This window comes from Chitinimonas violaceus (genome assembly GCF_052601015.1).
Window position 1 is genome coordinate 1 of sequence record NZ_JBQXDJ010000012.1, and the last position, 25,032, is coordinate 25,032.

Here is a 25,032-nt window from a genome sequence, read left to right on the forward strand (position 1 = left end):
ATTTCGACCGCCTGGGAGTTCCAAGACTCGCCTAACCTCAACTTCTCGAACCGCCCGGTGCGGACCCGCATGCCGGGTGGTGTGGCAGGGGTCGGCCAAGTAATCTGGCCGCCCCTATGCCGATTGGTCGGAGAGTTTGCACCGCGAGGCAGTACTGGCATCCTTGAGCCTGAAGCCGTATCTTGGCGATCTTTCCTAGAACCGAACTTGTGGCACTGCATGACTACCACCTATCCACTGGCTCCACGCTGGCGCCGTTTACTGGCGCTCTGTTACGAAACGCTACTACTGGTGGCAGTCTTGTTGGCTGCAGGTATGCTGTTTCAGCTGCTTTGGCGCGGTGAGCAGGCATCAGTATTGCGGCGCTATGTCGAATTTATTTATCTGCTGTCGCTGTTGTTCGCCTATTTCGCTTGGTGCTGGCATCGCTCGGGCCAAACACTGGCCATGAAGACATGGCGTTTATGTCTGCAAGCACGCGACGGGTCCGCTCCCGGTTGGCGAGCCATGCTGATTCGTTTTGTGGTGGCCTTGCTGGTTTACGCACCATTGGTCCCTGTCTGGTTATGGGCCAAACATGTGCCAGGTATGAAATGGGCAGTTTGGGTGGCCTGTGTTTGGGCTGCGCTACCTGCTATTTGGAGTTGGCTCGATAAAGAGGGCCAGTTTTTGTATGACCGCTTAGCAGGAACGCAGATTGTGCTGTTACCGGTAGTGCGTGAATGAGCTAGAAGAAGCGAGAGGGCTTGCATTTTTTGCAGGCCTTTTGTTGCGGATAGCACTAAAACGAAAAACCCGACTTAGACTAAGTCGGGTTTTTGTATCTGGTGGCCAGTCGCGGAATCGAACCACGGACACGCGGATTTTCAATCCGCTGCTCTACCAACTGAGCTAACTGGCCGTCGAGAGAGGCCGCATTAAACCGGAAAGGCGGCAGTGCGTCAAGCAAAGGCGCGAAAGTTTTTCCAAATTTTTAGTTTGAACGTGTTGGTTGGCGTGTCGTTGATTGTTTAGCTGTGGTGGGGAGAGGCGTTTTGGCACCACGTTCCGAAAGGCGTTTAAGCAGCAATCTGCTGGATTGGGTGGGGCGTTGATAGGCCTCGCGAACACTGCCGTTGGCTGGGTCCAGTGTCTGCCCGACGTTGAGTTGTCCTTGCGCATCAGGTTGTTCGGGCAAGTTCACGAGCAGCGTGTTGGTGTTACTGGCGGCCTGAACCGTAGCGCCTGCCACCGTATCGCTTTTAAGGCGGCTACCGTTTACCCACAGGATCGGTGGCTTGCCGGGGCGTTGCAGAATGCCATCCAAGTGAATGGTCTTGCTCATGTCGCCGAGCGACTGGCTGTCGAATATCCCCACGCGGGCGCGGTTCAGCTTGGTACGTTCTTCCGGGCTGAAGAAAAGTCGGCCCAGGTCAGCATCATCCATCGTGCCAGCCTGTGCCCACTGACAAAGGATGCAGATACCGATGTATGCCGAGATGCTACGCATGGTGGATATCTCTATTACTGGTAGTTATTGGGGTGTTGGTTCTTCTGAAGGCGTGGTGGGTATATCAAGCGTGATCAACTCGCCACGACATTTCATTTCCAGCAGAAAAGGACGGGCAGATGCACTGCCATCGCTGCGATTAAGCGTGCATTGGCGAATGATGCTGGCACCGGGCAGGGTGCGGATATTGGCCAGCATGCGCAGCAGATCGCTCTCATGCAATAGCTTGCTTTCCAATTGCAGGCTGCTGGCAAAGAAGCGCACATTCTCGAGTGGTTCCGGCGTGCTCGGCGGGTCTTCCAGTAGGCGGCGAGGCTCGATTTGCAAGTGAACAGCTGCAGGATTGCCTTTTTGCGTTTGAGCGGCAAACGCTTCCACCCAGGCCAAACGTTGTTCTTCCCCCAGGACTCCGAGTTGCTTAAGCCGGTCCATCTCTGCTTGATAGGTTGCCAGATTGGCACGATCGGTCACGGCAGTAGCGGCGCGTAACTCAGCGTCATCGACGGCGGCACTCAGCTCGTTATGCTGGTTGATGGCCTTGGTTTTCACCCAGTTGGCCAGCCCGGTAAGGCCTGCTGCCATGATGGTCGCCAATAAGACGACAACCAACGGTGTGCGAATGCGTTTCAGATCACGCATCTGCCAGTTCATGACTGTGGCTCCGCAGGGGGGGTGACGGGTACCTGTCGGACGATACGTAGCGCAAGTGGCGCGCCTTGAACATCTGCGCCTGTTTCGCTGTTGAAGTCGATCTTGCTTTCGGACTTGGTATCCAGCGGCAACTGGATGATTTCGGCTTTGTCCCCAGTCTGTATTGCAAATGATTGCACCATGGCATCGCCCAAGTCCAATGCCTGCCGGTATTGGTCTTCATAGGTCAGCAGGTGGCCGCGGAACTCCATGATGAGGTAGCGTGGGGCATCCATTGCTGGTGCGCCAGGTTCGGGTTCTGGGGCTGCCAGCGGCGGCGCTTCTGTTTGGCTCGCACGGGATATGGGATTGGTACTGACTTCCCAATCGATCTGATCGAGCTCATACATTGCATAGTTGTTGAAGACCTGGGATACCTCGACCAAGGTCTTACTTAGGCTGGGCCATTTTTCGACGAGCTGGCGATATGCCTGCACTACATTCTTCATGCCGCTGGGTGTAAAGCTGCCGTTTTGCTGAGGTGGAACGTTCTGGTTGTAGACCAGTTCGGCTTTTTTCTGACGCTGGGCGAAGATGTTGCTTTCCTCATCAAGCCGGCGACTGGCCTCCCAATATGTATGGCTAGCGAACAACCCCCCGATAAGGATAAGCACCGCGAATACATAAAGCGCCCGGCCGATTTGCCACGCAACATAAGGCTTGCGTTGAACGAAGGGGGCATACTGGTTGGCAGGGCTCTTACGTGCCAGATATGCCAACCATATGGGTTCGGCGAAGCGCAGATCTTCCGTGTATTTCACATGCAACGCCTCGGCCAGATTGCGCATGGGCAGAAACGTATAGTGGATCAGTTCGCTGTCTGGACAGAGCGCACGGAACTGTTCCACTTCGGATTCGCTGCACAGCATGACAATATGCAGTACATCGGTACGCTCTATGGCGCGTAAGCTGGCAAGGAACTGGCGAGCGCGTGCGGATTCAGCTGCCAGCTGGTTAGCTTGGCCCTTTACGGTGTCGTCTTCCAGTACCATCAGGCGCGAGAAACGCATTGCACCGTTCGCCAGATAGGTCTGGCGCAGGCCACTGGTATTTTGCCGGCTGACAACCAGTACACGTGGTGGAAGGCCGGTAATGCGGTGGGCGTGTTGCGCAGTCAGTAACGAGACCGAGTAGATGCCAACGATATAGGCTTCTTGCTGTACCAATACATTTAGCCACATGTCCAACGGTGCCGGATTACTGGCGGCGGTGAACATGATACGGTCATCCCGGCGACCTTCTTCCTCGCGGCCCTGGTGTGCCGTACTGTGATACTGTGAGGCCCGATAGAGTTGGGCCAGGCGCCGCGCCACCAACTTACGACGGTCCCTCGGGTTGACGTGGGGTACGGTTTCGACCCGGCAGTCTTCCTCCTGCAGATCGAACAGAATGTACCAATGTGCCTTGGTAGCCTTTGCAGCAAATTCGGTGAATGCGGCCACGCCTTCTTCGTTCGCACGAAAGCTTGCTTCCTGCTGGATCAGGCCAGACTGGGTCTGCCATATGCTCAGATTGGTGTCGCTCAGGAATAGAAAGTAGCTGCGGTACGTCATATCAGAATTTGATCTTGGTAAGCAGGTCGTAAATCGGGCCAAGCACAGACAACATGACCGAGCCCAGCAGGAAGCCAAGCACCACCGTCATTGTCGGTTCGATCATGGCTTGAATACGCTCGATCGATTCCTTGACATCCCGGTTATAGAAATAGCTGACATTTGCCAGCGCGTTGTCCAGCGCGCCAGTGCTCTCCCCTACACGCAACATACGGATCACCAATGGCGGAAATAGTCGTACCCGCTCAAAACTGCTGGCGACACCTTGTCCTTCGCTGATCTGTCCACGCACCTCACGCAAGCCTTGGGCCATGAAGGTGTTATCCACCACACCTTCCAGAATCTGAATGCTCTCCAGAATAGCGATGCCTGCGCCGTACATGAGGGCGAAGTAATTGGCAAAACGGGCCAATACAATTTTTTCCAGTACCGGACCGAGATAGGGCAAGCGCAGTTTTAGACGATCGGCCCGTAATTGGTAGTTCGGGTCACTGACCTTCCACGCCCACCATAGGAGGAATGGGGTAGCCAGGACGATACCGACAATCCATGGCTGGTCGGTAAGGATGTGTGAAAGGGTGATCAAGAGCTTGGTATTCCACGGCAGCTCTTGCTGCATGTTCTGGATGAACCCGGCTAGCTTGGGCACGAGCCAGCCCAGCAGGAACCCGATGACCAGCAGAATGATGGAGCCGACAAACAATGGATACATCAGCAGTTTGCGGGTTTGGGCTGAAAGTTCGTCCTGCCACTTCAAGGTTTCGACGAGATTCTTTAATACTTCTGGCAACCGTCCGCTGCTTTCGCCTGCCTGAATCAGATTGACGAATACGTTGGAAAACACCAGCGGGTGCTGCGCCATGGCTTGGGACATCTGTTTGCCGCCTTCGATGTCCTCGATAAGGTTGGCGACGATCTCTCGGAAATAGCCATGGTCCAGACTGTCACGCAGGTCGCCAAGGGCTTCAAGCAGCGGCACACCGGCCCGGGTCAGTTGTTCCATATGAAAGCTGAAAGTGATCAGCTCGCTGCGGGCAATTTTCTGCTTGTTGAAGAGGCCAGTTCGGGCACGGACTGCTTTGGCATCGATCAGGTCCAGGCCCAGGCGGGTCAGACGCGCTTCCAGGTCGACAACATTGCTGGCTTCCAACCGTCCGCGGTTATGTCTGCCTGATTGGTCGATGGCGCGGTATTGGAATTGCATCAGATGCGATCCGTCAGATCGACCACCCGAGCGATTTCATCGAGTGACGTTATGCCTTCCAATACCCTGCGAATAGCATCCTCCGCCAAGGTACGGAACCCTTTTTCGATCGCGCGCAGGCGGATTTCCCGGGTGGTGGAATGATGCGCAATGAGTTCGTCCAGCTCTCCGTCAAATTTAAGGATTTCCAATATGGATAAGCGGCCTTTGTAGCCCTGGTTGTCGCACTTTGCACAACCCTGTGGCTGGTAAAGCGTCAAGCTTGGCGTGTCATCCATGCCCAGGATGTGACGCTCGAAGTCGTCCGCTTTCTTGCTGACCTTGCAATGGGAGCAGAGCTTACGCACCAGCCGCTGTGCGACAACGCCGATGATGTTACCTGCCAGGATGTCGGGTAGTACGCCAATGTCGAGCAATCGGGGAATCGCGCCTACAGCGGAGTTGGTGTGCAGGGTGGAATAGACCTGGTGCCCCGTCATGGCGGCGCGAAATGCCATTTCGGCGGTGTCCTTGTCACGTATTTCGCCCACCAGGATGATGTCCGGATCCTGCCGCATCATCGATCGTATGCCACTGCTGAAGTCGACCTTCTCGCTGACGGAGGTCTGACGGATCATCGGCAGCGGGTATTCCACCGGGTCTTCCAGGGTCATGATGTTGACCCCTTCGCTGTTGATATGGCTGAGTATGGAATACAGCGTGGTGGTTTTGCCTGACCCAGTCGGCCCGGTCACCAGAATGATGCCTTCAGGGCGGGCGATCATCAGCTTGAGCAGATGAAGATTGTCGTCCGGCAAGCCAAGCTGTTCCAGCGGCACCAGCCCCTTATGCCGGTCCAGAATCCGCAGCACTACATTTTCGCCATGTACGGTGGGCTGGGCGGCGACACGGAAGTCGAGTTGGCGGCCTGAAATACCCAGTGAGATACGTCCATCCTGTGGTGCGCGTGTCTCGGCGATATTCATGCCCGACATCACCTTCAGCCGTACCACCATGGCGGGCCAGTAGGTTCTGTGCAGGCTGCGTATCTGTCGCAATACACCGTCAATACGGTAACGGATACGTACGAACCGTTGCTCGGGTTCGAAATGCACGTCTGATGCGCTGCGATGTACTGCATCGGCCAATAGCGCGTCGATCAGCCGGACGACGGGCTGGCTGTATTCGGCATCGATATTCGACAGGCTGACATAGTCGATCTGCCCGGTTTCAATTTCATGCAGGATGCCGTCGATGGACAGCTCGAACCCGTAATACTGGTCGATGGCGCGAATGATGTCGGCTTCTGCCCCCAGCATCGGCGACAGCTCGTAGGTATTCCGCAGTAGCGCGCGCACTTGGTCAAGCGCGACCAGATTGTTCGGGTTGACCATCGCCACCGTCAGCTTCTTGGTCTCAGTGTCCAGCGACAGCGGCAGCATCAGATTACGTTTGGCGACATCCTTTGGGATCAGTGCGATTGCGTTAGCGGTAGGCAGTACATGTGAAAGGTCGACGGACTCTTGGCCGAGGTTCTCTGATAGCGATTCACGCAGGGTGGCATCGGAAACAAAGCCAAGCCTTACCAGTTCCTTGCCCAGCTGGGAGCCCGATTTCTTCTGCTCGGTAAGCGCAATGCGCAACTGGTCGGAGCTGATAACCCCTTTGACTACCAGCAGTTCACCAAGTGGGAGCTTTTTGGGCGCCTGGCTCATGGCGAGCCCAGTGATTTCAAACGCTGGACTGCCGCTATCAGGTCGAAACTCGCCGGTTTCTTTTCCGCTAAGTCGAGCGCACGCTGGTAATAGGTGCTGGCGAGGCGGCGTTCGCCGAGCGCGTCGAGGCTGACAGCCAGGTTATAGGCATGGTCAGGCTGTTCCGGGTCAGCGTTATGGGCTTTGAAATAATAATCCTGCGCTTCACGCCAACGGCCCTGCTTGGCCAGGAGACTGCCCATGGCCGCGGCGACATCGGCGCCAGGGCGTTCTGCATAAAGGTGCTTCAGCCGGCTTTCGCTGTCTTCTGTGCCGTTATCCTGTGCCAAGCTCGCTAAGGCGGCTTGCGCCAAAGCATCGTGTGGGTTGTCGCTAAGCAGGCGTTGGTAGATGGCTCGAGCATCGCCAAAACGACCTTGTTTGAGCGCAACAGCAGCCAGCCCAAGCAGCGCATCACGGTTTTTGGGTTCCTGGCCTAACTGTTGGCGGTATAGCTGGCCTGCTCGGACATAATCACCCTGCTCGAATGCCTGATAAGCCTGACTGACCAGGACTGCGACACCGGTCTGTGGGGGGGTGCGTACGAATCGGACATCCTGACCTGAAAGCAGCGACGGTATGGGTTCGATAATGCTCGCCCTGTCTTTTGGCTTGCTTGGTTGTGGTGGTTTAGGGGTACGTGCCGGACGTGGTTTGGCGAGTTCGGCTGTATGCGCCTCAACTTTGGGTGTGACGGGTTCCTCTGCCGTTTGTGGTGCTGCAGTTGCTTCTGGTGTTGCGGCTTCAGGTGATGTGGTGGCAGCCGGAGTTTCCGGTTCGGCACTCAGTTGCGCCGTATCAGTACTGGCTATGGGTGTTTCGGGCGGTGGTGCTGGCGTTGGCGCGAACAGCCCGCTTGTTTGCTGCTGGCTTTGCAACCACCAGAGCCATGCGCCTGCAGCGCAGAAACTGATCACCATGAATACGGCAATCAGTATCAGTCGGGATTGGCGTTTTACGTGGGGGCGGGTTTGCGGCGGAGGTGAGCTGGCAGCAGCCGGTGTTGCGGGCTGTGGTGGAGTCACTGTTGGAATGGGCTCGGCCGGGGCTGCCCTGCTGGACGCAGGAAGTGGTGAAGCCGTCTTTTCCTCGTGAACTGCGAGTGCGACTGGGGCGGGTTCGAGAGGCTCCTCAGTTTCGAAGCTGATACTTACTGATTCGGCGGGTTCGGGTTGTGTCAATGCCAGCCCGGGTATAGCGGCAATGTCTGCATCCGGCACGTGTACATCTTGCAATAATGGTGGGGTTTCCTGTGCTTCAGTTTCCTGAGGGGCCGGTTCGGGTTCCGCCAGGCTGAGGCTACTGTAGCTTGGTTCGGCTGGTGGTAGCGAGGCAGCTGGAGCTGCTGCAGGCTCGCTTGATTCTTCGATAGGTTGAAGGTCGAGCGAAGGGAAGACTTCTGCGGTTTCAGTGTCGCTGGCGGGCGGTGTTGCTTCGGGTGTTGGCGCGTTATCACCAGCCTCGCTGGCTTGTTGTTTCAACCGCTTGGCTTCTTCGGCTTTTTTCAGGGCATCCAGCAGCAAGCTCATAAGCGGGTCTCTAACGAGCAGTCAGACCGTTTTTGAAGACAGAAATCTCGTCGGCGGGGCTATTGAAGAAGTCCTCTTTGGGCAGGTACTGCCGGTACTCCTGAAGGTCTCCATTCAGACTTGGGTCGCGTATCACGACGGGGCGCATGAAAATCACCAGTTCGGTTTTACCTGCGCTGTCATCGCGGTAGCTGAACAAATCGCCAATCCCCCAGGGCAGGCGTGAAAGGAAAGGCCAGCCGGTCCTACTTGTGTTGATGTTGTCCTGTATCAAACCGCCGAGTATGGCCATCTGCCCATCTGCGAGCTTAAGGGTGGATTCCAGTTCGCGAACCTGGATTTCCGGTACCAGGTTCTCCACCTCGCCCCCCATCAACCGTATTGCCGGGTCGGACCTGTAATCGGTGATGCGCGAAATGGTAGGGCGTACATTGAGCGAGACCATGGCATTTTCACCTATCTGCGGTGTAACGCTCATGACGACGCCGACGGGTACGGTACGGATCTCCGATGTGTATTCCCGTCGCGCGGGGCTGTTATCCGTGGCTTCTGTGACTTCCAGCTTGACGTTGAAATAGACGCGCTCATCCACCACTTTCAAGAGTGCAGTCTGGTTGTTCAACGCCATAATCTTCGGGCTGGACAGCACCTTGGTCTTGCCGAATTGCTCCAACAGCTTGATGGTGCCGGTGAAGTCAGCACCGTTCAACAGACTGCTGGCGGCTTTGGTGTAGGTCAGCGTTGTCAGCGGCACAGCAGCGAACTTGTTTGCTGTCAGGCTCTGGTTGAAGGTAAGGCGATTGTCCTGCGTTTTGAGAATGCTCCAGTCAATCCCAGCCTGATACTGATCCCCCAGAGTGACCTCCACGATCGTAGCTTCGATCAGCACCTGCCGGCGCGCACCGGCACTTACGCGATCGAGGAGCTCCTGTACTTTGGCATGCTCGCGACTGGTGGCATTGACGGTGACGACGCCGGTTTCAGGGTGGATGAATACATCGATGCCAGTCTGATCTGTTTCTGTGGCCTGTGTCTGAGCATTGTTGCCGATCACCATTGAAAGCAGCTGGGGAGCGCCACTCCCGGCCTGGGCGACGGCCTGGGCAGCTTTCAGCCGGTCTTCCTGCTTGCGTCGTTCACTTTCAGCTTTCTGATCTGCTAGTTCTGCACTTCTTGCTTGGTTTTCCTTCAGTTCCTGTGCTTCTCGTTCGCGTTTCTCCTGTGCGCTGGCACGCCGGCTGGAGGTGATCAGCTCACGGATGTTTTCTCCCAGCCGTTCCCAGAATTTGTTCTCCGCCACATTGCTGACTTCGGTGTTTGAGCTATTGCGCGCTTCGCTTGCCCCCCCACTGCCGCTGCTACTGGCTGCAGAACCACCGGCTGAGGCGACGGATGTTGATATCGAGACCTTACCTTGGGCGCTGCGTGCAACATTTACATAGTCGATGTTGTAACTTTTGATGTAGGGGGTATCGGGCAGTACCGCCAATACGCCGCTCTCCAGCGTATAGCGCACGTCTACCTGGCGGGCGACCCTGTCCAGGATTTGCGGCAGCGTCTGATTCAACGCATTCAGGGTGACATTGCCCTTGATCAGCGGGTGGATATCCACATTCAGCTTGGCATCACGTGCCAAAGCGAACAGCAGATCGCGTACCGGTACATTGCTGACGACGACACTATACGTATCTGCCCTGGCATTGGCGGAAGGCGGTGGGAGAAAGTTGGGGCGATCTACCGTGGGTGGAAGGTCCTGGGGCCGAGGGGCTGGCGCTTGAGCGTGGCGACCCGGGGCCACCGATATCGGATGTGTGGCGCAACCGGCAATGACGAGCGGGGCGATCAGCACGAGATGTCGCATTGCGTTTAGGTGCCCTATGGTGTGTGTGAATTCCTGAGTGGTCACATTAAGTCCAGTATAGAACTGGCTGATTTATAGGTAAGTCTCACTCTCTCCACATTTCGGAACGTATTCCACCAATGCTGCGTAGCAAGGGATGATCCCGCCGTAATTCCTCAGGCAGCGTAGCGAGGGCATGGGCCGCGCTGGTACGGTCGGCGAACACGCCATAGCTCAACCCGTAATAGGGCACGCCATTTCTGTTGCTGGTTGGGTATAGGTAAAGTGCATCGATCGGCAGCTTGCGGGCCGCTTGTGCCAGAAAGTTGGCCAGTTCCTTGCGGGCGTCACGCGGGGCGGCGGAAAGTAATACTGTGTAGTGTTCGGCCGATTGCCGGCTCATGACATTGCGGCTTTCTTCCAGGCGCATCTGGAACAAGGATTCCGGCGCTTGTGGGTTGACGGGCGCTGCCTGAACCGGGGGTGTTGGTTCTGGTTTATTCACCGCGGGTTCTGGCTGTGATGTCGGTATCGATACGGCGGTCTGCGGTGTTGCCTCTGGCTTGATGGCGGGAGTGTGTGCTTGGAGAGGCTTGAGTTTGACGAATGTAGATTTGATGGGTTGATTGGGTAGGGTCAACCAGTGTGCGCCAGCAGCACCGGTCAGCAAGCCCAGCAACAGGATGCTGAATGTCATGGCAGGTCTGTGCCAAAGCTTGCGTGAGCGTTGGCGGAACTTGCTGTCTTTGATGGCGGCGCGCGCTTCCGATGTTCCTACCTGGTGCTGGCCAGCTGAGAAAGCGGAAATCAAGGCTTTGTCTGCGAGGATATTGATTCTGCGGGTCAGTCCCTCAGACTCCGTCGCGATCAGCTTTTCGGCTTGTGAGGTGAAAATATCAGGGCCCCGGTAACCTGCCGTACGCATACGGAACATCAGGTATTCGCCGACATCTTTCTGGCGCAATGGGGCGAGCTGAAAGCTATGGGTAATACGCTCACGCAGTTGCCGCATATGTTGCTCGGCCAACTTGGCATCGAGTTCAGGCTGGCCGAAGAGGACAATCTGCATCAGCTTATGGTGGCCGTGCTCCAGGTTGGAAAGCAGGCGGATTTCCTCCAGGCTCTCGACCGGCATGGCATGCGCTTCATCGATCAGAATAACCACTTGCCGGCCTGCGGCGTAACGGGCTATCAACGCATTCTGCAAGGCACGGATAGGAATGCGGTTATGGGCATGGGCAAGGTCCAGTTTCAACTCATCAGCAATCGTCAGCAGGATCTCGTCGCGGCTTAAGCTCGGGTTTGCCAGATAAGCCAGCTCGATATTGGCAGGCAGGCGTTCCATCAGTACCCGGCAAAGCATGGTTTTGCCGGCACCGACTTCACCGGTTACTTTGACCAGCCCCTCTCCATGCAAAATGGCGTATTGGAGTGCCTCGAGCGTCGCGCCGCGTTCAGCGCCCTGGTAGAAGAATTCGGTGTGGGGGGTAATGCGAAATGGGGGCTCAGCCAGCCCGAAATGCTCAAGGTACATCAGCTTTCCCATCCCTCTGCGTTTGGCCGCTCAATCTGCTGTAGAGCGTTGTCCGGTTTAATCCAAGCAGCTTGGCTGCTTGGCTCATGCTTCCGTTTGCCAGTTGTAGTGCGGCCTGGATAAATGCCTGTTCTTGTTCAGCCAGCCATTGGTCAAGCTTGAAGTCACGACTGTTGGCCAGCTTTTGTTGAATCCCCGATACATTTGCGGTGTTGCCCGGTTCTGCAAAATCCATATCCAGCTCTTCACGTAGTTCAGCGCTGCTCACCTGTTGACCGGGGTATTTGGCAAGCAGGCGGATCGTGATATTGCGCAGTTCACGTACGTTGCCGGGGAAGCTGTAGCGCAGCCAATCCCGGCTGGCTGCGTCATCAAGACGAAATGGCGCGCAGTGCAACTGGTCGGCATAGCGCGTCAAGAAGTGTTTTAGCAGCAGTAGGCGGTCCTCGCCCAACTCCCGAAGCGCTGGTGTCTCGATATTCAATACAGAAAGCCGGTGATAAAGGTCACTACGGAATGCGCCACTACGGGCCAGACTGCGTAGATCACGGTTTGTTGCGGCTACGATGCGGGCATGGCTGTGGCGGCCTTGCGTTTCGCCTAACCGTTGAAAGTCGCCGTTTTCCAACACACGTAATAGCTTGGCTTGCAGCCCCAAGGGCAAGTCGCCTATTTCGTCGAGGAAAAGCGTGCCTTCGCCGGCTTCTTCAAAGTAACCCGCTTTCGCTGTCTGGGCGCCGGTGAATGCGCCCTTTGCATGCCCAAACAAGGTGGCTTCAATCAGGCTTTCCGACAGCGCTGCACAGTTGAGCGCCAAACAAGGGGCGTTGGCGCGGGGCGAAGCTGCGTGTAAGGCCTGGGCTACGGCCTCCTTGCCTGATCCTGATTCGCCACAGATCAAAACGGGGAAGGGCGCACTCGCAAACTGATATACCTGACGCCGCAGTTTTTCCATGGAGGCACTGCACCCCAGCAGGCCATCGACAAAGACCTGTGGCGCGATGACAGCATCGGCGCTGCGCCAATTCAGGGCCTGGAATAACAAAGCCCTGATTTTTCCTGGTTCTGCAGGTTTGGCGATAAAGTCGATGGCCCCCAAGGTACGTGCATGTCGAGCTTGCTGCTCACCCGTCTGGCCTGATAGTGCAAGGATTTGCAGGTCGGGACGTAGTGCCTTTAACTCGACAATAAGGCGAAAGCCTTCATCGGCATGGTGTGTATCGGGCGGCAGGCCAAGGTCAACCAGTGCTAGTGCTGGCAGGAAACCGGGTTGGCTGATCAGCGAAACTGCTTCGGGTCGAGATGCTGCACTACGGACATCAAACTCATTTGAAAAGACAAGGCCCAGGGTTTCTCGGATCAATGGGTCATCGTCAACCAGTAGCAGTCCGGGTTTGGGCATAGGCATAGTCACTAGTTTCTAGTCGACATACGTTTTCAGGTCGAGCCAATCCGCGTTGGATTAGGCGGTATTCAAAAGAACCTTCAGGTTTTGTTCCCAGCGCTAAGAACCTGTTCATGATTGATGGCGATCAACCATCATTGACGTAATGCAGTGGTGCGGAAATGCGGGCATTCAAGTTGTAGTAAGGGTGCGGGACGAATGCTTTTAATTGCAACCGCGCAGCAAAACTCATTAGCCTAAGACCGGTTTTACACCACAGTCTTATTTCAAATACAGCCCCAGGTTGAATTTGTGCCATTCGTCACCATATTGCTGATGGATTGGCGGTCTTCATGGTTGCGTGAGGTCAGGGCAGTTATGCTAGGTATAAATACCTTTTCTGATAGATATTTAGTGCTAATTGATGCTGAATTACCGATTGAACCGTAGTATCGACTCGGATTAACTCTGTAATGGTGCGATAATGTTGTCGCACTGCAACATGAACGGTTAACCCGAATTGGTGTCGTAATCACCCTTAACCTAAAATTCTTTCCCCATTTAATGCTATTAAGCGCTTCCCCCGTGCCTGCAGATCCTCTTGTCGAGATCGACAACGTTACTTTTGCCTATGACAGCCGTACCATCCTGAAAGGAATCAGTTTATCGATTCCCAAAGGCAAGGTTGTTGCCATCATGGGTGGCTCCGGTTGCGGGAAGACCACGCTTTTACGCCTGATGGGCGGCCAGATAAAACCTTCCAAGGGTGAAGTGCGTGTGGCGGGCAAGGTTGTTCGCGAACTGGATTCGGAAGGCCTTTATGCCCTGCGGCGTAAGATGGGCATGTTGTTCCAATTTGGCGCGCTGTTTACCGACATGTCGGTATTCGACAATGTGGCTTTCCAGATGCGGGAGCATACAGATCTGCCGGAAAGCATGATCCGTGACCTTGTGCTGATGAAGCTGCATGCGGTGGGTCTGCGCGGTGCCGCGAAGCTCATGCCGTCTGAATTATCGGGTGGTATGGCGCGGCGAGTGGCGTTGGCGCGTGCTATTGCGCTTGATCCGATGTTGATGATGTATGACGAGCCTTTTGCAGGTCTCGATCCGATATCGCTCGGTGTGGTCGGTCAGCTGATACGTAAGCTCAACGATGCGTTGGGTGCTACTTCCATTCTGGTGACGCATGATGTGATCGAATCGTTGCAGATTGTCGATTACATCTATTTCGTCTCGGAGGGCGCTATCGTTGCGCAAGGGACGCCGGACGAGATCCGTGCGAGCACAGAGCCTTTTGTTCGCCAGTTTGTGGGTGGTTTGCCCGATGGGCCGGTGCCTTTCCAGTACCCGGCCAAAGCATATGCGGAAGATTTGATGGGGTTGCAGAATGTTTGACTGGCTTAGTGCCCGCATTCGTGGTGTCGGCGCGCCAGCTGTCGATGCCCTGATCAAGCTGGGTTTTGGTTTTCGTTTCTTCAGTGCAGTGCTTTGGCACTCCGCTACCGCGTTTCGCCGGTTCAACCTGATCATCCGTGAGGTTTATTTCACGGGCGTCTTATCGTTGGTGATCATTCTGGTGTCCGGCCTTTTCGTCGGAATGGTGCTGGGCTTGCAAGGGTATGACACGTTGCAGCGTTTTGGGGCTTCCGAAGCGCTGGGCGTTTTGGTGTCATTGAGCTTGTTACGGGAGCTTGGTCCTGTTGTGGCTGGTCTCTTGTTTGCCAGCCGTGCCGGTTCAGCCATTACCGCGGAAATCGGCTTGATGAAAGCCACTGAACAGCTGGCCGCCATGGAGATGATGGCGGTCAACCCGCTGGCGCGTGTTGTGGCCCCACGTTTCTGGGCGGGGGTTATATCGATGCCGCTGCTATCGGCGCTTTTTTCCGCGATGGGTATTCTCGGCGGTTATCTGGTGGGGGTGGTCCTCATCGGTGTCGATGCTGGTTCGTTCTGGGCGCAGATGCAGGCGCAGGTCGATTTCTACAACGATATCGGTAACGGTTTGATCAAGAGCCTGGTGTTTGGCGTTGCTGTGTCTGTGATAGCTGTGTTCGAAGGATTTGATGCGCCACCGACTGCTGAAGGGGTTTCGGGCGCAACCACCCGCACGGTGGTTACCTCTTCACTTGCCATTCTGGGTCTGGATTTCATCCTGACCGCTTTTATGTTCCGAGGTGTTTGATGAATCGCCGCTTCTACGACTTTTGGGTCGGCTTGTTTGTAATTCTGGGCTTGGCTGCTTTGGCATTCCTGGCTTTGCGGGTCAGCAATGTTTCTTCGTCGGCGGGCCATGCCACTTACCGGGTTACCGCGTCGTTTGACAATATCGGTGGCTTAAAGGCCCGGGCGCCGATAAAAAGTGCTGGTGTGTTGGTAGGCCGGGTTGCCGGTATTCAGCTGGACCCAAAAACGTATCGCGCTAATGTAATTATGGATCTGGAACAGCAGTACCAGTTCAGTAAAGACAGTTCAGCCGAGATTCTGACTGCCGGTATTTTAGGTGACCAGTACATTGGTCTGTCGCCCGGTGCAGAGGAGGAAATGTTAAAAAATGGTGATCGAATCAATCTGACTTCATCAGCAATTGTGTTGGAACAGCTGATTAGTAAGTTTATGTTCAGCAAGGCTGCGGAAAGTCCCTCCGAGGCGAAATCCGCCCAATAACAGGAAATGATAATGCGTAGATTTTTTGGTTTTATCTTATTGCTTACAGGGCTGACGGCAACAGCGTCAGAAGTGCCTGCGCCAGAGCAGTTGGTGCGTACTACCAGCAAGGAAGTGCTGGAAGTCGTCAAGAAGGAAAACCTGTCGCCCGCCGACAAGCGTTTCCGTGATCTGGTGGAAGCCAAAGTGCTGCCAAGTTTTGATTTCAATCGATTGACTGCATTGGCTGTCGGCAAGTACTGGCGTCAAGCCACGCCAGACCAGCAGGCAGCACTGGCGCGCGAGTTCCGTGCGCTGTTGATCCGTACCTATTCGACCGCGATTGGCGCGAACAAGGTACAGGATATCAACGTGAAGCCGGTCAAGATGGCTGATACGGATACTGATGCAACAGTGCGTACAGAAGTGGTCACCACAAGCGGCCAGCCTTTCCCAATCGACTACCGTCTGCTGAAAACAAAGGATGGTTGGAAGGTCTATGACGTCGCCGTTGAAGGTGTCAGCCTGGTAACCAACTACCGCACTAGCTTTGGCCAGACCATACAGAAAGATGGTATTGATGGCTTGATCAAGGCGTTGGTTGATCGTAATGCAGCGCAACCCGCAAAAACATCGGCCAAGTAAATGACAGCAGTGATAGCCTTGAATGGTGGGTTGGTACTGGATTCGATCTGCCGTATCGAGAGAGAGTTTGCTGATCAGCTTGGTCAGTCTACTCTGGTAGTGGACTTGGCTGGCGTCAGTGAAGTTGACTCGACGGCAATCAGCTTGCTCTTGCAGTGGCGGCGTCAAGCCGTCGCTGCGAAGCGGCAATTGCAGTTCCGTAACCCGCCTGCCAGCCTGCTAAGCTTGGCCGCGTTGTATGGGGTCGAGGAATTTCTGCAATTTTTGAACGATTAAGTTGGCTCGTTGTTTACGCCGTCGACTTACTGGATGCCTATGCGTTCCTCCCTACCCCTGCTGCTGAGTCCCCTTCTGCTTGTGGCCTGCGCCACGCCTGCCAACCATTACGATCCGCTTGAGTCCGTCAACCGCAAGATATATGCCTTCAATGTCGCTGCCGATAAGGCGGTGCTCAAGCCGGTGGCGCGTGGGTACGTTGCGGTTACGCCCGGTCCGGTCCGTACGGCGGTAGGCAATTTCTTCGGAAATTTGGGCGATGTCTACATTGGCTCGTCCAATTTTCTGCAAGGTAAATGGAAGCAAGGGACGACTGACTTTGGACGCGTTATTTTCAACACCACCCTGGGTTTGGGTGGTTTGATTGATATCGCCTCCATGGCGCCGGGCTTGCCTAAGCATAACGAGGACTTCGGTCAGGTGCTTGGGCATTGGGGGGTAGGGTCAGGCCCTTATCTGATGGTGCCTTTCCTTGGCCCAAAGACCCTGCGTGATACCACAGACTATTTCGGCAGTTACTACCTGTCTCCCAACCGTTACTTGCACGATCCTGCGGTTGAGAACAGTTTGACTGCCTTGAATATGGTGGAAACGCGGGCGCAATTGCTGCCGGTGGAGCAGACCATGCGTGAGGCTGCATTTGGCGACGAATACGCTTTCATTCGCGATAGCTATTTGCGGCGTCGTTATAGTCTCGTGTGGGATGGACAAGCTCCGGCGCCGTTGCAGCTGGGGGATAAAGTGGAACTGGACGATGATGATGAGATTGACGTGAAGAATCTCGATATGTCCGGCGTTGAAAAGAGTGAAGCCAAAGGTGCGGCTTCGCAAAGTCCACCCAAACCTTGAGTTTGTCATTACAAAGCGGCCGGTTGGCCGCTTTGTATTTTGCTGCTTTCAGTTGGGAATTTGTTTAAGTCTATTTTTGACTGTGCTCTGCGGTAGCCCCAATTACGCAGAGCGATAACTAGACAGCCAGTGTGTTCGTGACCAATCCTGAACAGCATCTTCATGGATGACACATCAAAATCCAGGTAATTGCTATCAACAAATCTCACGTTGATGGAACCTAGGTACAATCCCGCCTTTCCGATTCGATTTGCCTATGTCTGCTGCCATCCGATTTTCCGCCGTCAAGAAACGCTTTGGGGAACTTGAAGCGCTCAAGGGCATCGATCTCGAGGTGCGCGAGGGCGAGTTCTTTGCTTTGCTTGGCCCAAATGGTGCAGGCAAGACCACCTTGATTTCTGTATTGGGTGGGTTGACCCGGCCTGATTCTGGTTCGGTTACCGTAATGGGTAGCAATGTGCAGGCGGATTACCGGGCTGCGAGGCGCAAAGTGGGCATTGTGCCGCAGGAACTGACTTTCGACCCCTTCTTCACTGTGCGTGAAACCCTGCAGTTCCAGTCGGGTTATTTTGGTCTGCGCCGTAATGAAGCCTGGATTGATGAGCTATTGGCAAATCTAGGGCTGGCTGATAAGGCGCATGCCAATATGCGGGCCCTGTCAGGTGGTATGAAACGGCGGGTGATGGTGGCCCAGGCCTTGGTCCATAAACCGCCAGTCATTGTGTTGGATGAGCCGACAGCTGGGGTGGATGTTGGATTGCGGCAGACCTTGTGGGCATTTATCCAGCGCTTGAATGCGGATGGCCACACCATCGTGCTGACTACCCATTATCTGGAAGAAGCCGAGATGCTTTGCAACCGTATCGCCATGCTCAAGCATGGGGAGTTGGTGGCGTTGGATGACAAGGCGACGTTGATTCAGTCGCACACTGCTCGCATGCTTTCGTTACGCTTGTTCCCTGATGCTTTGCCTGCTGCTTTGCAACCTCTACTGGTGGCAGAGCAGGATGGCGCTTATCACCTGCGCCTGGATGACTACAACACCTTGGAAGGGATTCTGGCGCTGTTGCGCGAATCGGGCGTCGGCGTGCGGGATATTGAAATCGTGAAGCCCGATCTGGAGTCGGTCTTCCTCGACGTAATGGGAAGGAAAGCTGGGTGAGCCACTGACGCGAACCCGCTTTGCCGGTGTTCCCTGTCCACGGTCTGCCCCACATCGCTATGCAAGGCTTTTATACCCTGTTCTACAAGGAAATCCTGCGCTTCTGGAAGGTCAGTTTCCAGACCGTGGCGGCACCGGTTTTGACCGCGATGCTGTATCTGTTGATCTTCTCCCATGTGCTGGATTCACATGTCCAACCCTACCCAGGGGTTCGTTACACGGCCTTTCTGATACCGGGGTTGGCCATGATGTCGATTCTGCAGAACGCGTTTGCCAATACGTCCAGCAGCCTGATTCAGTCGAAGCTGACTGGTAATATCGTATTTATCCTGTTGCCACCCCTTTCACGGCTGGAATTCTTCCTGGCTTATATCCTGGCGGCGATTGTGCGTGGCTTGGCTGTTGGTGTGGGTGTATTGCTGGTGACCAGTCTGTTGGCATTGCCGGCGTTTAAGTACCCCTTATGGATACTGGTATTTTCGCTCCTGGGTTCCGGCGTGCTGGCGGTGCTTGGCATGATTGCCGGCATCTGGGCGGAAAAATTTGATCAGCTGGCGGCGTTTCAGAACTTCATCATTGTGCCGCTGACCTTTCTCAGTGGGGTGTTCTACTCCATCCACTCATTACCGGTGTTTTGGTTGGGTGTGTCTCACCTGAACCCCGTTTTTTATATGATTGACGGCTTCCGCTACGGCTTTTTCGGTGTGGGCGATGTTTCGCCCTGGCTGAGTCTGTCTGTAGTTGGCGCCACTTTTGTTGTCCTGACCGCCTTTACCCTGCATCTGCTTCGCACGGGCTATAAGCTCAGGCATTGATTCCGCTTCCCACACGGTTCACCCATCATGGTTACTCCTGAACAAGTTAAGCAATACATTGCTGCCGGCCTTACCTGCGAAGTGCTGGAAGTCAGTGGCGATGGCCATCATTTCGAGGCCATCATCGTCGCCAAGGCTTTCGATGGCCTGCCGCGCATTCGCCAGCATCAAATGGTTTACCAGGTGCTAGGCGAGCGTATGCGCGAGGAGATTCATGCATTGTCGATGAAGACATTCAGTCCGCATGAGTGGAAGAACCGCCCTTAAAATCGCAATGTGCGGTAAGACAGGGGCTTCAGCCTTGGTGAGCTTACTGTGTTGCTGGTGCCATATTGAACTTGGCGCTAGGTAATCCGTTACCCTTGGACCTATTGCGATAATTCAGCTTGGGTAGGGCTGGCCTAGTCAGACTTTTAACTATTCAGTACGACCTTTTGACCGGCGCCTTGCGCCGGATTTCGTTAGAGATTGAACTCCATGGACAAACTTAAAATAACCGGTGGCGCCAGCCTGCAAGGTGAGATTTGTATCTCCGGTGCGAAGAACGCTGCTTTGCCGATTCTGTGCGCCAGCCTGCTGACAGTAGATACGTTGCGACTGACCAATGTGCCGCAGTTGCGCGATGTCATGACTACCCAGAAGTTGCTGCAAGGTATGGGTATGCGGGTGATGACAGACAATGTCCATGAGTTCGAACTGACTGGTTCGCGAATCGATAAGCTCGAAGCCCCTTACGAATTGGTGAAGACCATGCGTGCTTCCATTCTGGTGCTGGGGCCCATGTTGGCACGCTTCGGTGAAGCCAAGGTGTCCTTGCCTGGAGGCTGCGCGATAGGCAGCCGCCCGGTTGAGCAGCACATCAAGGGCCTGCAGGCCATGGGCGCGGAGTTCAATATCGAACACGGCTACATTCATGCCAAAGCCAAGCGCCTCAAAGGTGCCCGCTTCATGACGGATATGGTGACCGTGACGGGTACCGAGAATCTTCTGATGGCTGCTGTGCTGGCAGATGGCGTTACCACGCTTGAAAATGCTGCCCGTGAACCGGAAGTCGTTGATCTGGCCGAGTGCCTGATCAAAATGGGCGCCAAGATTAGCGGCCATGGTACCGATACGATCACCGTTGAAGGGGTGGAAAGACTGCACGGTGCCGAGCACGAGGTCATGCCTGACCGGATCGAGACCGGCACCTTTCTGTGCGCAGTGATGCTGGCCCGAGGCAAGGTGGTGTTACGTAATACGCGCGCTGGTATTCTGGATAGCGTACTGGAAAAATTGCGCGAAGCTGGGGCGTACATCGAAGCGGGTGACGGTTGGATTGCCATCGAGATGCGTGAGCGTCCAAAGGCTGTCAGCCTGCGTACCTTACCCTATCCGGCATTCCCGACCGATATGCAGGCGCAGTTCATGGCGATGAATGCGCTGGCCAGCGGCACAGGTGTGATTACCGAAACCATTTTCGAGAACCGCTATATGCACGTATCGGAATTAGCGCGTATGGGGGCTGACATTCATGTTGATGGCCATACTGCGGTCGTGCAAGGGGTGGAAAAGCTATCGGGTGCTTCGGTGATGGCGACAGACCTGCGCGCGTCGGCTTCCCTGGTAATTGCTGGGCTTGCGGCAGAAGGCGAAACCATTATCGACCGGATCTATCACCTGGATCGTGGCTATGAGCATTTGGAAGCCAAGTTGGGTGGGGTGGGGGCGCAGATCGAGCGTATCCAATAAGACTACGATCTTGCTGCGCAGCCGTGATCAGGGCTCATGTGCTGCTCGAAAGCCCCCGCAAGGGGGACGCCGAACTGCTAGGGTGCTTCGCACCAAGAAGTTCGCAGCCTCATGTACCTAAGTACATTCCGGTTTCTGCGCTAGGCTTTACCCTGCTGACAGCTGCTCGCGACAGATCGTGAACAGATTCTGAGAATAGGGCATGCATATGAGTGTCGAATCTGATCTGATTAATCACTTCTATACGGCTTTTCAGCAGCGCGACTGGGCGACGATGGCGGCGTGTTATCACCCGGATGTGCAGTTTTCCGACCCTGTCTTTATCGACTTACGTGGGCGGCAGCCCGCTGCCATGTGGCGCATGTTGCTGGAGAGCGCCAGTGAGCTGTCCGTCAGCTTCTCTTCGGTTGAGGCGGAAAATGGGCAGGGCTCGGCCAGTTGGGTGGCGATCTATCCTTTCTCTCAAACCGGCCGATTAGTAGAAAACCATATGCATGCCCAATTTGAGTTCCGCGATGGCTTGATCTGGCGACACCGTGATCGATTCGACTTCTGGGCATGGTCCCGCATGGCATTGGGGCCAACCGGCTTACTACTAGGCTGGACGCCGTTTCTACGCAATAAAGTACGTAAAACTGCGCAACAAAGACTGGCGCGGTTTACCGACAAGCACCCGGAATACCGTTGATTCGCAGCATGCTTAGCTAGATATTGACTAGACAACTTTCTGGGTGATTTGTCTAAGTGTCTGATAGGGATGGGATTTATCTTTTCCTGTTTGGTAGACAACTAATGCTCGCCAGATGCTCATCAGGTGGGCATAATTCAGGCTCTGCTGTTTGTTGCACCACCCATGATTACCATCGCCTTGTCCAAGGGACGCATTTTTGAAGAGACGGTGCCGCTGTTAGCTGCGGCAGGCATTGTTCCAGCCGAAAACCCAGAGAGCTCACGCAAGCTGATTCTGAGCACCAACCGTGCGGATGTACGCTTGGTGATCGTGCGTGCGACCGATGTGCCCACCTATGTGCAGTATGGTGCCGCCGACCTGGGCATTGCTGGTTACGATGTTCTGTTGGAACACGGTTGTGCCGGGTTGTATCAGCCTCTGGATTTGCAGATTGCTGCCTGTAAGTTGATGGTGGCGGTGGAGGAGGGGTTTGATTACCACGCTGCGGTCAAGCAAGGGGCGCGTCTGAGAGTTGCGACCAAATATGTCGAGTCGGCCCGTGAGCATTTTGCACGCAAGGGTGTGCATGTCGATCTGATCAAGCTATATGGTTCGATGGAGTTGGCGCCGCTCGTGGGTTTGGCTGATGCCATTGTTGATCTCGTCAGTACTGGGAATACTCTGAAAGCCAACAAATTGGTGGCGGTTGAACATGTGCTTGATGTCAGTTCCCGTTTGGTGGTCAACCCGGCTTCGCTCAAACTGAAACGTGCGGGTGTACAACCGATACTCGACGCTTTTGCCCACGCCACTAACGCTAACCACGCCGAGCATCACCATACGTAGGGTGGCTGCACTTGTGCGCCGGCCCTGTGTCAATATGCACTGGGCAAAGCCCGGTGCCTTGAGTGAATACCTTATGAGACGTCTTTTCAGCACTTCCCCCGATTTCACCAATCAGCTCGACGCCTTGTTGGCGTTTGAAACTGCGCAAACCCCCGAGGTGGACGCAGCCGTCATGCATATTCTGCAAGACGTGAAAATGCGTGGCGACGCTGCGGTTGTCGAGTACACCAATCGTTTTGATGGCTTGTCTGTCATGAGCATGGCTGAGCTGGAGTTGAGTCGCGCTGAACTGGAGGCTGCCTATCACCGGTTATCCAGTGTGCAGCGTGATGCTCTGGAGCTGGCCGCCGCTCGTGTGCGCCGTTATCACGAGAAACAGGTGCAAACGAGCTGGCAATACACTGAGGATGACGGCACGGTGCTAGGCCAGGTTGTCACCGCATTGGATCGTGTGGGGCTGTATGTGCCGGGAGGTAAAGCGAGCTATCCGTCTTCTGTGCTGATGAATGCGATCCCAGCCAAGGTGGCTGGGGTGGGTGAGATCATTGTTGTCGTGCCTACGCCGCGTGGCGAGCGTAACGATCTGGTACTGGCTGCTGCCTACATCGCCGGGGTGGACCGCGCGTATACGATAGGCGGGGCGCAGGCTGTGGCTGCTCTGGCTTATGGCACCGAAACAATCCCGCAGGTTGATAAAGTAACCGGTCCCGGTAACCAGTACGTAGCGGCGGCCAAGCGGGCTGTGTTTGGCGTTGTGGGTATCGATATGGTGGCCGGCCCCAGTGAAATTCTGGTGATCTGCGATGGCAGGACTGACCCGGACTGGGTTGCCATGGATCTCTTCAGCCAGGCGGAGCACGATGAAATCGCCCAGTCGATCCTGCTCTGCCCAGATGTGGCCTATCTCGACCAGGTTGCTGTCAGTATCGAGAGACTGCTGCCGACTATGCCTCGCCAGGACATCATCGCAGCCAGCCTGGGGAATCGTGGTGCGCTGATTCAAGTGCGTGACCTGGACGAAGCGGCTGAGGTCGCCAGCCGGATTGCAGCTGAACATCTGGAGTTGTCGGTTGAAGACCCGTGGGCCTTGCAAGCCAAGATTCGCCATGCCGGTGCGTTCTTCCTGGGGCGTTTTGCCTCGGAAGCTCTGGGTGACTACTGCGCAGGCCCCAACCACGTACTGCCTACTTCACGTACGGCACGCTTTGCGAGTCCGCTAGGGGTTTACGACTTTCAGAAACGTTCCAGCCTGATTTATGTCTCTGAAGCAGGTGCTCAGACACTGGGCAGAGTCGCCAGTGTTTTGGCGCATGGGGAAGGTTTGCCGGCGCATGCCAAGTCGGCTGAATATCGTTTGAAGGATCAAGCATGAGCGCGCAAGACTGGGTACGGCCGGAGATTGCTGCATTGTCGGCCTACCATGTGGCCGATGCGGCGGGTTTGATCAAACTCGATGCCATGGAAAACCCTTTTCCGTTGCCGGAGCCTTTACAGGCCGAACTCGGCCAACGGTTGGCCAAGGCAGCATTGAACCGTTATCCGGACCCGCATGGTGCTGGTTTGCAAAGCAAGCTCAAGACGGCTTTTGCAATGCCAGCCGAGGCCCGCGTGATTCTTGGCAATGGTTCGGACGAGCTGATCACCCTGATCTGCCAAGCCCTGGCCAAGCCCGGTGCGAAATTGCTGGCAGCCGAGCCCTCTTTCGTCATGTACAAGATGAACGCGGTTTTCAGCCGGCTCGAATACATTGGCGTGCCATTGAAAGCTGATTTCACGCTGGATTTGCCCGCTATGTTGGCAGCGATTGGTGCGCATCAACCCGCAGTAATTTTCCTGGCCTACCCGAACAACCCCACCGGTCCCCGTTATGGGCGTGCTGAGGTCGAGGCCATACTCGATGCCGCACCCGGCATGGTTGTGGTGGACGAAGCGTACAGTGCGTTCGCCAGCGACAGTTTTATGGATCTCGCAGGCCGGCACCCTAACCTCGTGGTGATGCGCACGCTTTCAAAGCTTGGCTTGGCAGGCATCCGCCTTGGGTATGCTGCAGGACCAGCCGATTGGATTGCCGAGCTGGAAAAGGTGCGCCCACCCTATAACATCAATGTATTGAGCCAGACAGCGGCGTTGTTTGCGCTGGATCATCTGGATGTTTTCAAGGAGCAGGCAGCATTGTTGTGTACCGAGCGTACGCGTCTCGCAATGGGGTTGAAGGCTTTGCCGGGTATGACAGTTTTTGCATCGGAAGCCAATTTCATTACAGCCCGGGTGCCGGATGCCTTGCGGACCTTTGCTGCTATGAAGGCCGCGGGCATTTTGATCAAGTGCCTGCACGGCAGCCATCCGCTGCTTGAACATTGCCTACGCTTTACTGTCGGCACACCGGCCGAGAACGACAGCGTTCTGGCCGCTTTGCCAAATTGCCTTTGAGATCCAGCC

24 protein-coding genes and 1 tRNA gene are annotated in these 25,032 nt (G+C 55.3%); 15 read left to right on the forward strand and 10 right to left on the reverse strand.

Annotated features, from left to right (window positions below; translation table 11 throughout):
- On the forward strand, positions 1–726 hold a 726-nt coding region (locus tag ACUHMQ_RS06065; RefSeq protein ID WP_445294557.1), incomplete at its 5' end, for an RDD family protein.
- A 99-nt stretch (positions 727–825) separates the two neighbouring features.
- Here the strand turns inward: ACUHMQ_RS06065 and ACUHMQ_RS06070 are convergent.
- From ACUHMQ_RS06070 to ACUHMQ_RS06115, 10 genes are all read right to left on the reverse strand, one after another.
- Positions 826–901 (reverse strand) — tRNA-Phe (locus ACUHMQ_RS06070).
- Positions 902–973: 72 nt separating this feature from the next.
- The gene (locus ACUHMQ_RS06075) at positions 974–1,489 is read right to left on the reverse strand and encodes a hypothetical protein (protein WP_445294558.1); all 516 of its coding nucleotides are present in this window, start codon (positions 1,487–1,489) and stop codon (positions 974–976) included.
- Positions 1,490–1,513: 24 nt separating this feature from the next.
- Complete coding sequence (locus ACUHMQ_RS06080; RefSeq protein WP_445294559.1) at positions 1,514–2,140, reverse strand: hypothetical protein; 627 nt, start codon at positions 2,138–2,140, stop codon at positions 1,514–1,516.
- Positions 2,137–3,732 carry a hypothetical protein gene (locus tag ACUHMQ_RS06085; RefSeq protein ID WP_445294560.1) on the reverse strand — a complete coding sequence of 532 codons (1,596 nt, stop codon included), beginning with the start codon at positions 3,730–3,732 and terminating at the stop codon, positions 2,137–2,139. Before ACUHMQ_RS06085 ends, ACUHMQ_RS06080 begins: the two co-directional genes overlap by 4 nt.
- A 1-nt stretch (position 3,733) precedes the next feature.
- On the reverse strand, positions 3,734–4,936 hold the full coding sequence (locus tag ACUHMQ_RS06090) for a type II secretion system F family protein (RefSeq protein ID WP_445294561.1): 1,203 nt from the start codon (positions 4,934–4,936) through the stop codon (positions 3,734–3,736).
- Complete coding sequence (locus tag ACUHMQ_RS06095; protein ID WP_445294562.1) at positions 4,936–6,630, reverse strand: GspE/PulE family protein; 1,695 nt, start codon at positions 6,628–6,630, stop codon at positions 4,936–4,938. Before ACUHMQ_RS06095 ends, ACUHMQ_RS06090 begins: the two co-directional genes overlap by 1 nt.
- A complete protein-coding gene (locus ACUHMQ_RS06100; protein WP_445294563.1) occupies positions 6,627–8,198 on the reverse strand; it encodes a tetratricopeptide repeat protein in 1,572 nt (523 codons plus the stop codon). The genes ACUHMQ_RS06095 and ACUHMQ_RS06100 overlap by 4 nt, the downstream gene beginning before the upstream one ends.
- Positions 8,199–8,208: 10 nt before the next feature.
- Positions 8,209–10,047 carry a pilus (MSHA type) biogenesis protein MshL gene (gene mshL / locus ACUHMQ_RS06105; protein ID WP_445294564.1) on the reverse strand — a complete coding sequence of 613 codons (1,839 nt, stop codon included), beginning with the start codon at positions 10,045–10,047 and terminating at the stop codon, positions 8,209–8,211.
- 97 nt (positions 10,048–10,144) lie between these two features.
- Entirely contained in the window at positions 10,145–11,572 is a 1,428-nt protein-coding gene (locus ACUHMQ_RS06110) for an AAA family ATPase (protein ID WP_445294565.1), read from the reverse strand.
- Positions 11,562–12,974: a sigma-54-dependent transcriptional regulator gene (locus tag ACUHMQ_RS06115; protein WP_445294566.1), complete on the reverse strand. Its 1,413-nt coding sequence runs from the start codon at positions 12,972–12,974 to the stop codon at positions 11,562–11,564. Before ACUHMQ_RS06115 ends, ACUHMQ_RS06110 begins: the two co-directional genes overlap by 11 nt.
- A 567-nt stretch (positions 12,975–13,541) precedes the next feature.
- On the opposite strand from ACUHMQ_RS06115, the gene ACUHMQ_RS06120 reads away from it, so the two are divergent.
- The 14 genes from ACUHMQ_RS06120 to hisC all read left to right on the forward strand — a co-directional run bounded on the left by ACUHMQ_RS06120 (position 13,542) and on the right by hisC (position 25,023).
- Positions 13,542–14,351, forward strand: a complete 810-nt coding sequence (locus ACUHMQ_RS06120; RefSeq protein ID WP_445294567.1) for an ABC transporter ATP-binding protein — start codon at positions 13,542–13,544, stop codon at positions 14,349–14,351.
- Complete coding sequence (mlaE, locus tag ACUHMQ_RS06125) at positions 14,344–15,138, forward strand: lipid asymmetry maintenance ABC transporter permease subunit MlaE (protein ID WP_445294568.1); 795 nt, start codon at positions 14,344–14,346, stop codon at positions 15,136–15,138. The genes ACUHMQ_RS06120 and mlaE overlap by 8 nt, the downstream gene beginning before the upstream one ends.
- A complete protein-coding gene (mlaD, locus tag ACUHMQ_RS06130) occupies positions 15,138–15,620 on the forward strand; it encodes an outer membrane lipid asymmetry maintenance protein MlaD (protein ID WP_445294569.1) in 483 nt (160 codons plus the stop codon). Before mlaE ends, mlaD begins: the two co-directional genes overlap by 1 nt.
- 12 nt (positions 15,621–15,632) lie before the next feature.
- The gene (locus tag ACUHMQ_RS06135; RefSeq protein WP_445294570.1) at positions 15,633–16,244 is read left to right on the forward strand and encodes an MlaC/ttg2D family ABC transporter substrate-binding protein; all 612 of its coding nucleotides are present in this window, start codon (positions 15,633–15,635) and stop codon (positions 16,242–16,244) included.
- Positions 16,245–16,520 carry an STAS domain-containing protein gene (locus ACUHMQ_RS06140; protein WP_445294571.1) on the forward strand — a complete coding sequence of 92 codons (276 nt, stop codon included), beginning with the start codon at positions 16,245–16,247 and terminating at the stop codon, positions 16,518–16,520.
- Positions 16,521–16,559: 39 nt separating this feature from the next.
- Positions 16,560–17,369 (forward strand): MlaA family lipoprotein, encoded by an 810-nt coding sequence (locus ACUHMQ_RS06145; RefSeq protein WP_445294572.1) that lies wholly within the window; start codon positions 16,560–16,562, stop codon positions 17,367–17,369.
- A 256-nt stretch (positions 17,370–17,625) separates the two neighbouring features.
- Positions 17,626–18,531, forward strand: a complete 906-nt coding sequence (locus ACUHMQ_RS06150; protein WP_445294573.1) for an ABC transporter ATP-binding protein — start codon at positions 17,626–17,628, stop codon at positions 18,529–18,531.
- 59 nt (positions 18,532–18,590) lie between these two features.
- Positions 18,591–19,346 carry an ABC transporter permease gene (locus ACUHMQ_RS06155; protein ID WP_445294648.1) on the forward strand — a complete coding sequence of 252 codons (756 nt, stop codon included), beginning with the start codon at positions 18,591–18,593 and terminating at the stop codon, positions 19,344–19,346.
- 27 nt (positions 19,347–19,373) lie between these two features.
- Positions 19,374–19,613, forward strand: a complete 240-nt coding sequence (locus tag ACUHMQ_RS06160; protein ID WP_445294574.1) for a BolA family protein — start codon at positions 19,374–19,376, stop codon at positions 19,611–19,613.
- Positions 19,614–19,823: 210 nt separating this feature from the next.
- Positions 19,824–21,077 (forward strand): UDP-N-acetylglucosamine 1-carboxyvinyltransferase, encoded by a 1,254-nt coding sequence (murA, locus tag ACUHMQ_RS06165; RefSeq protein WP_445294575.1) that lies wholly within the window; start codon positions 19,824–19,826, stop codon positions 21,075–21,077.
- Positions 21,078–21,285: 208 nt separating this feature from the next.
- Positions 21,286–21,765 (forward strand): nuclear transport factor 2 family protein, encoded by a 480-nt coding sequence (locus ACUHMQ_RS06170; RefSeq protein WP_445294576.1) that lies wholly within the window; start codon positions 21,286–21,288, stop codon positions 21,763–21,765.
- 165 nt (positions 21,766–21,930) lie between these two features.
- Positions 21,931–22,593, forward strand: coding sequence for an ATP phosphoribosyltransferase (hisG, locus tag ACUHMQ_RS06175; RefSeq protein WP_445294577.1), 663 nt, complete (start codon positions 21,931–21,933; stop codon positions 22,591–22,593).
- Positions 22,594–22,666: 73 nt separating this feature from the next.
- Complete coding sequence (hisD, locus tag ACUHMQ_RS06180) at positions 22,667–23,965, forward strand: histidinol dehydrogenase (protein ID WP_445294578.1); 1,299 nt, start codon at positions 22,667–22,669, stop codon at positions 23,963–23,965.
- The gene (hisC, locus tag ACUHMQ_RS06185; RefSeq protein WP_445294579.1) at positions 23,962–25,023 is read left to right on the forward strand and encodes a histidinol-phosphate transaminase; all 1,062 of its coding nucleotides are present in this window, start codon (positions 23,962–23,964) and stop codon (positions 25,021–25,023) included. Before hisD ends, hisC begins: the two co-directional genes overlap by 4 nt.
- Positions 25,024–25,032: the final 9 nt, after the last annotated feature.

Coding starts and splice junctions, on each gene's coding strand:
- hisG (WP_445294577.1), top strand. CDS start 21,931: ATGATTACCATCGCCTTGTCCAAGGGACGCATTTTTGAAGAGACGGTG.
- hisD (WP_445294578.1), top strand. CDS start 22,667: ATGAGACGTCTTTTCAGCACTTCCCCCGATTTCACCAATCAGCTCGAC.
- ACUHMQ_RS06115 (WP_445294566.1), bottom strand. CDS start 12,974: ATGCCCAAACCCGGACTGCTACTGGTTGACGATGACCCATTGATCCGA.
- ACUHMQ_RS06160 (WP_445294574.1), top strand. CDS start 19,374: ATGGTTACTCCTGAACAAGTTAAGCAATACATTGCTGCCGGCCTTACC.
- ACUHMQ_RS06085 (WP_445294560.1), bottom strand. CDS start 3,732: ATGACGTACCGCAGCTACTTTCTATTCCTGAGCGACACCAATCTGAGC.
- ACUHMQ_RS06110 (WP_445294565.1), bottom strand. CDS start 11,572: ATGTACCTTGAGCATTTCGGGCTGGCTGAGCCCCCATTTCGCATTACC.
- mlaE (WP_445294568.1), top strand. CDS start 14,344: ATGTTTGACTGGCTTAGTGCCCGCATTCGTGGTGTCGGCGCGCCAGCT.
- mlaD (WP_445294569.1), top strand. CDS start 15,138: ATGAATCGCCGCTTCTACGACTTTTGGGTCGGCTTGTTTGTAATTCTG.
- hisC (WP_445294579.1), top strand. CDS start 23,962: ATGAGCGCGCAAGACTGGGTACGGCCGGAGATTGCTGCATTGTCGGCC.
- ACUHMQ_RS06135 (WP_445294570.1), top strand. CDS start 15,633: ATGCGTAGATTTTTTGGTTTTATCTTATTGCTTACAGGGCTGACGGCA.
- ACUHMQ_RS06150 (WP_445294573.1), top strand. CDS start 17,626: ATGTCTGCTGCCATCCGATTTTCCGCCGTCAAGAAACGCTTTGGGGAA.
- ACUHMQ_RS06100 (WP_445294563.1), bottom strand. CDS start 8,198: ATGAGCTTGCTGCTGGATGCCCTGAAAAAAGCCGAAGAAGCCAAGCGG.
- ACUHMQ_RS06090 (WP_445294561.1), bottom strand. CDS start 4,936: ATGCAATTCCAATACCGCGCCATCGACCAATCAGGCAGACATAACCGC.
- ACUHMQ_RS06145 (WP_445294572.1), top strand. CDS start 16,560: ATGCGTTCCTCCCTACCCCTGCTGCTGAGTCCCCTTCTGCTTGTGGCC.
- ACUHMQ_RS06075 (WP_445294558.1), bottom strand. CDS start 1,489: ATGCGTAGCATCTCGGCATACATCGGTATCTGCATCCTTTGTCAGTGG.
- ACUHMQ_RS06080 (WP_445294559.1), bottom strand. CDS start 2,140: ATGAACTGGCAGATGCGTGATCTGAAACGCATTCGCACACCGTTGGTT.
- ACUHMQ_RS06155 (WP_445294648.1), top strand. CDS start 18,591: ATGCAAGGCTTTTATACCCTGTTCTACAAGGAAATCCTGCGCTTCTGG.
- ACUHMQ_RS06140 (WP_445294571.1), top strand. CDS start 16,245: ATGACAGCAGTGATAGCCTTGAATGGTGGGTTGGTACTGGATTCGATC.
- ACUHMQ_RS06170 (WP_445294576.1), top strand. CDS start 21,286: ATGAGTGTCGAATCTGATCTGATTAATCACTTCTATACGGCTTTTCAG.
- ACUHMQ_RS06095 (WP_445294562.1), bottom strand. CDS start 6,630: ATGAGCCAGGCGCCCAAAAAGCTCCCACTTGGTGAACTGCTGGTAGTC.
- murA (WP_445294575.1), top strand. CDS start 19,824: ATGGACAAACTTAAAATAACCGGTGGCGCCAGCCTGCAAGGTGAGATT.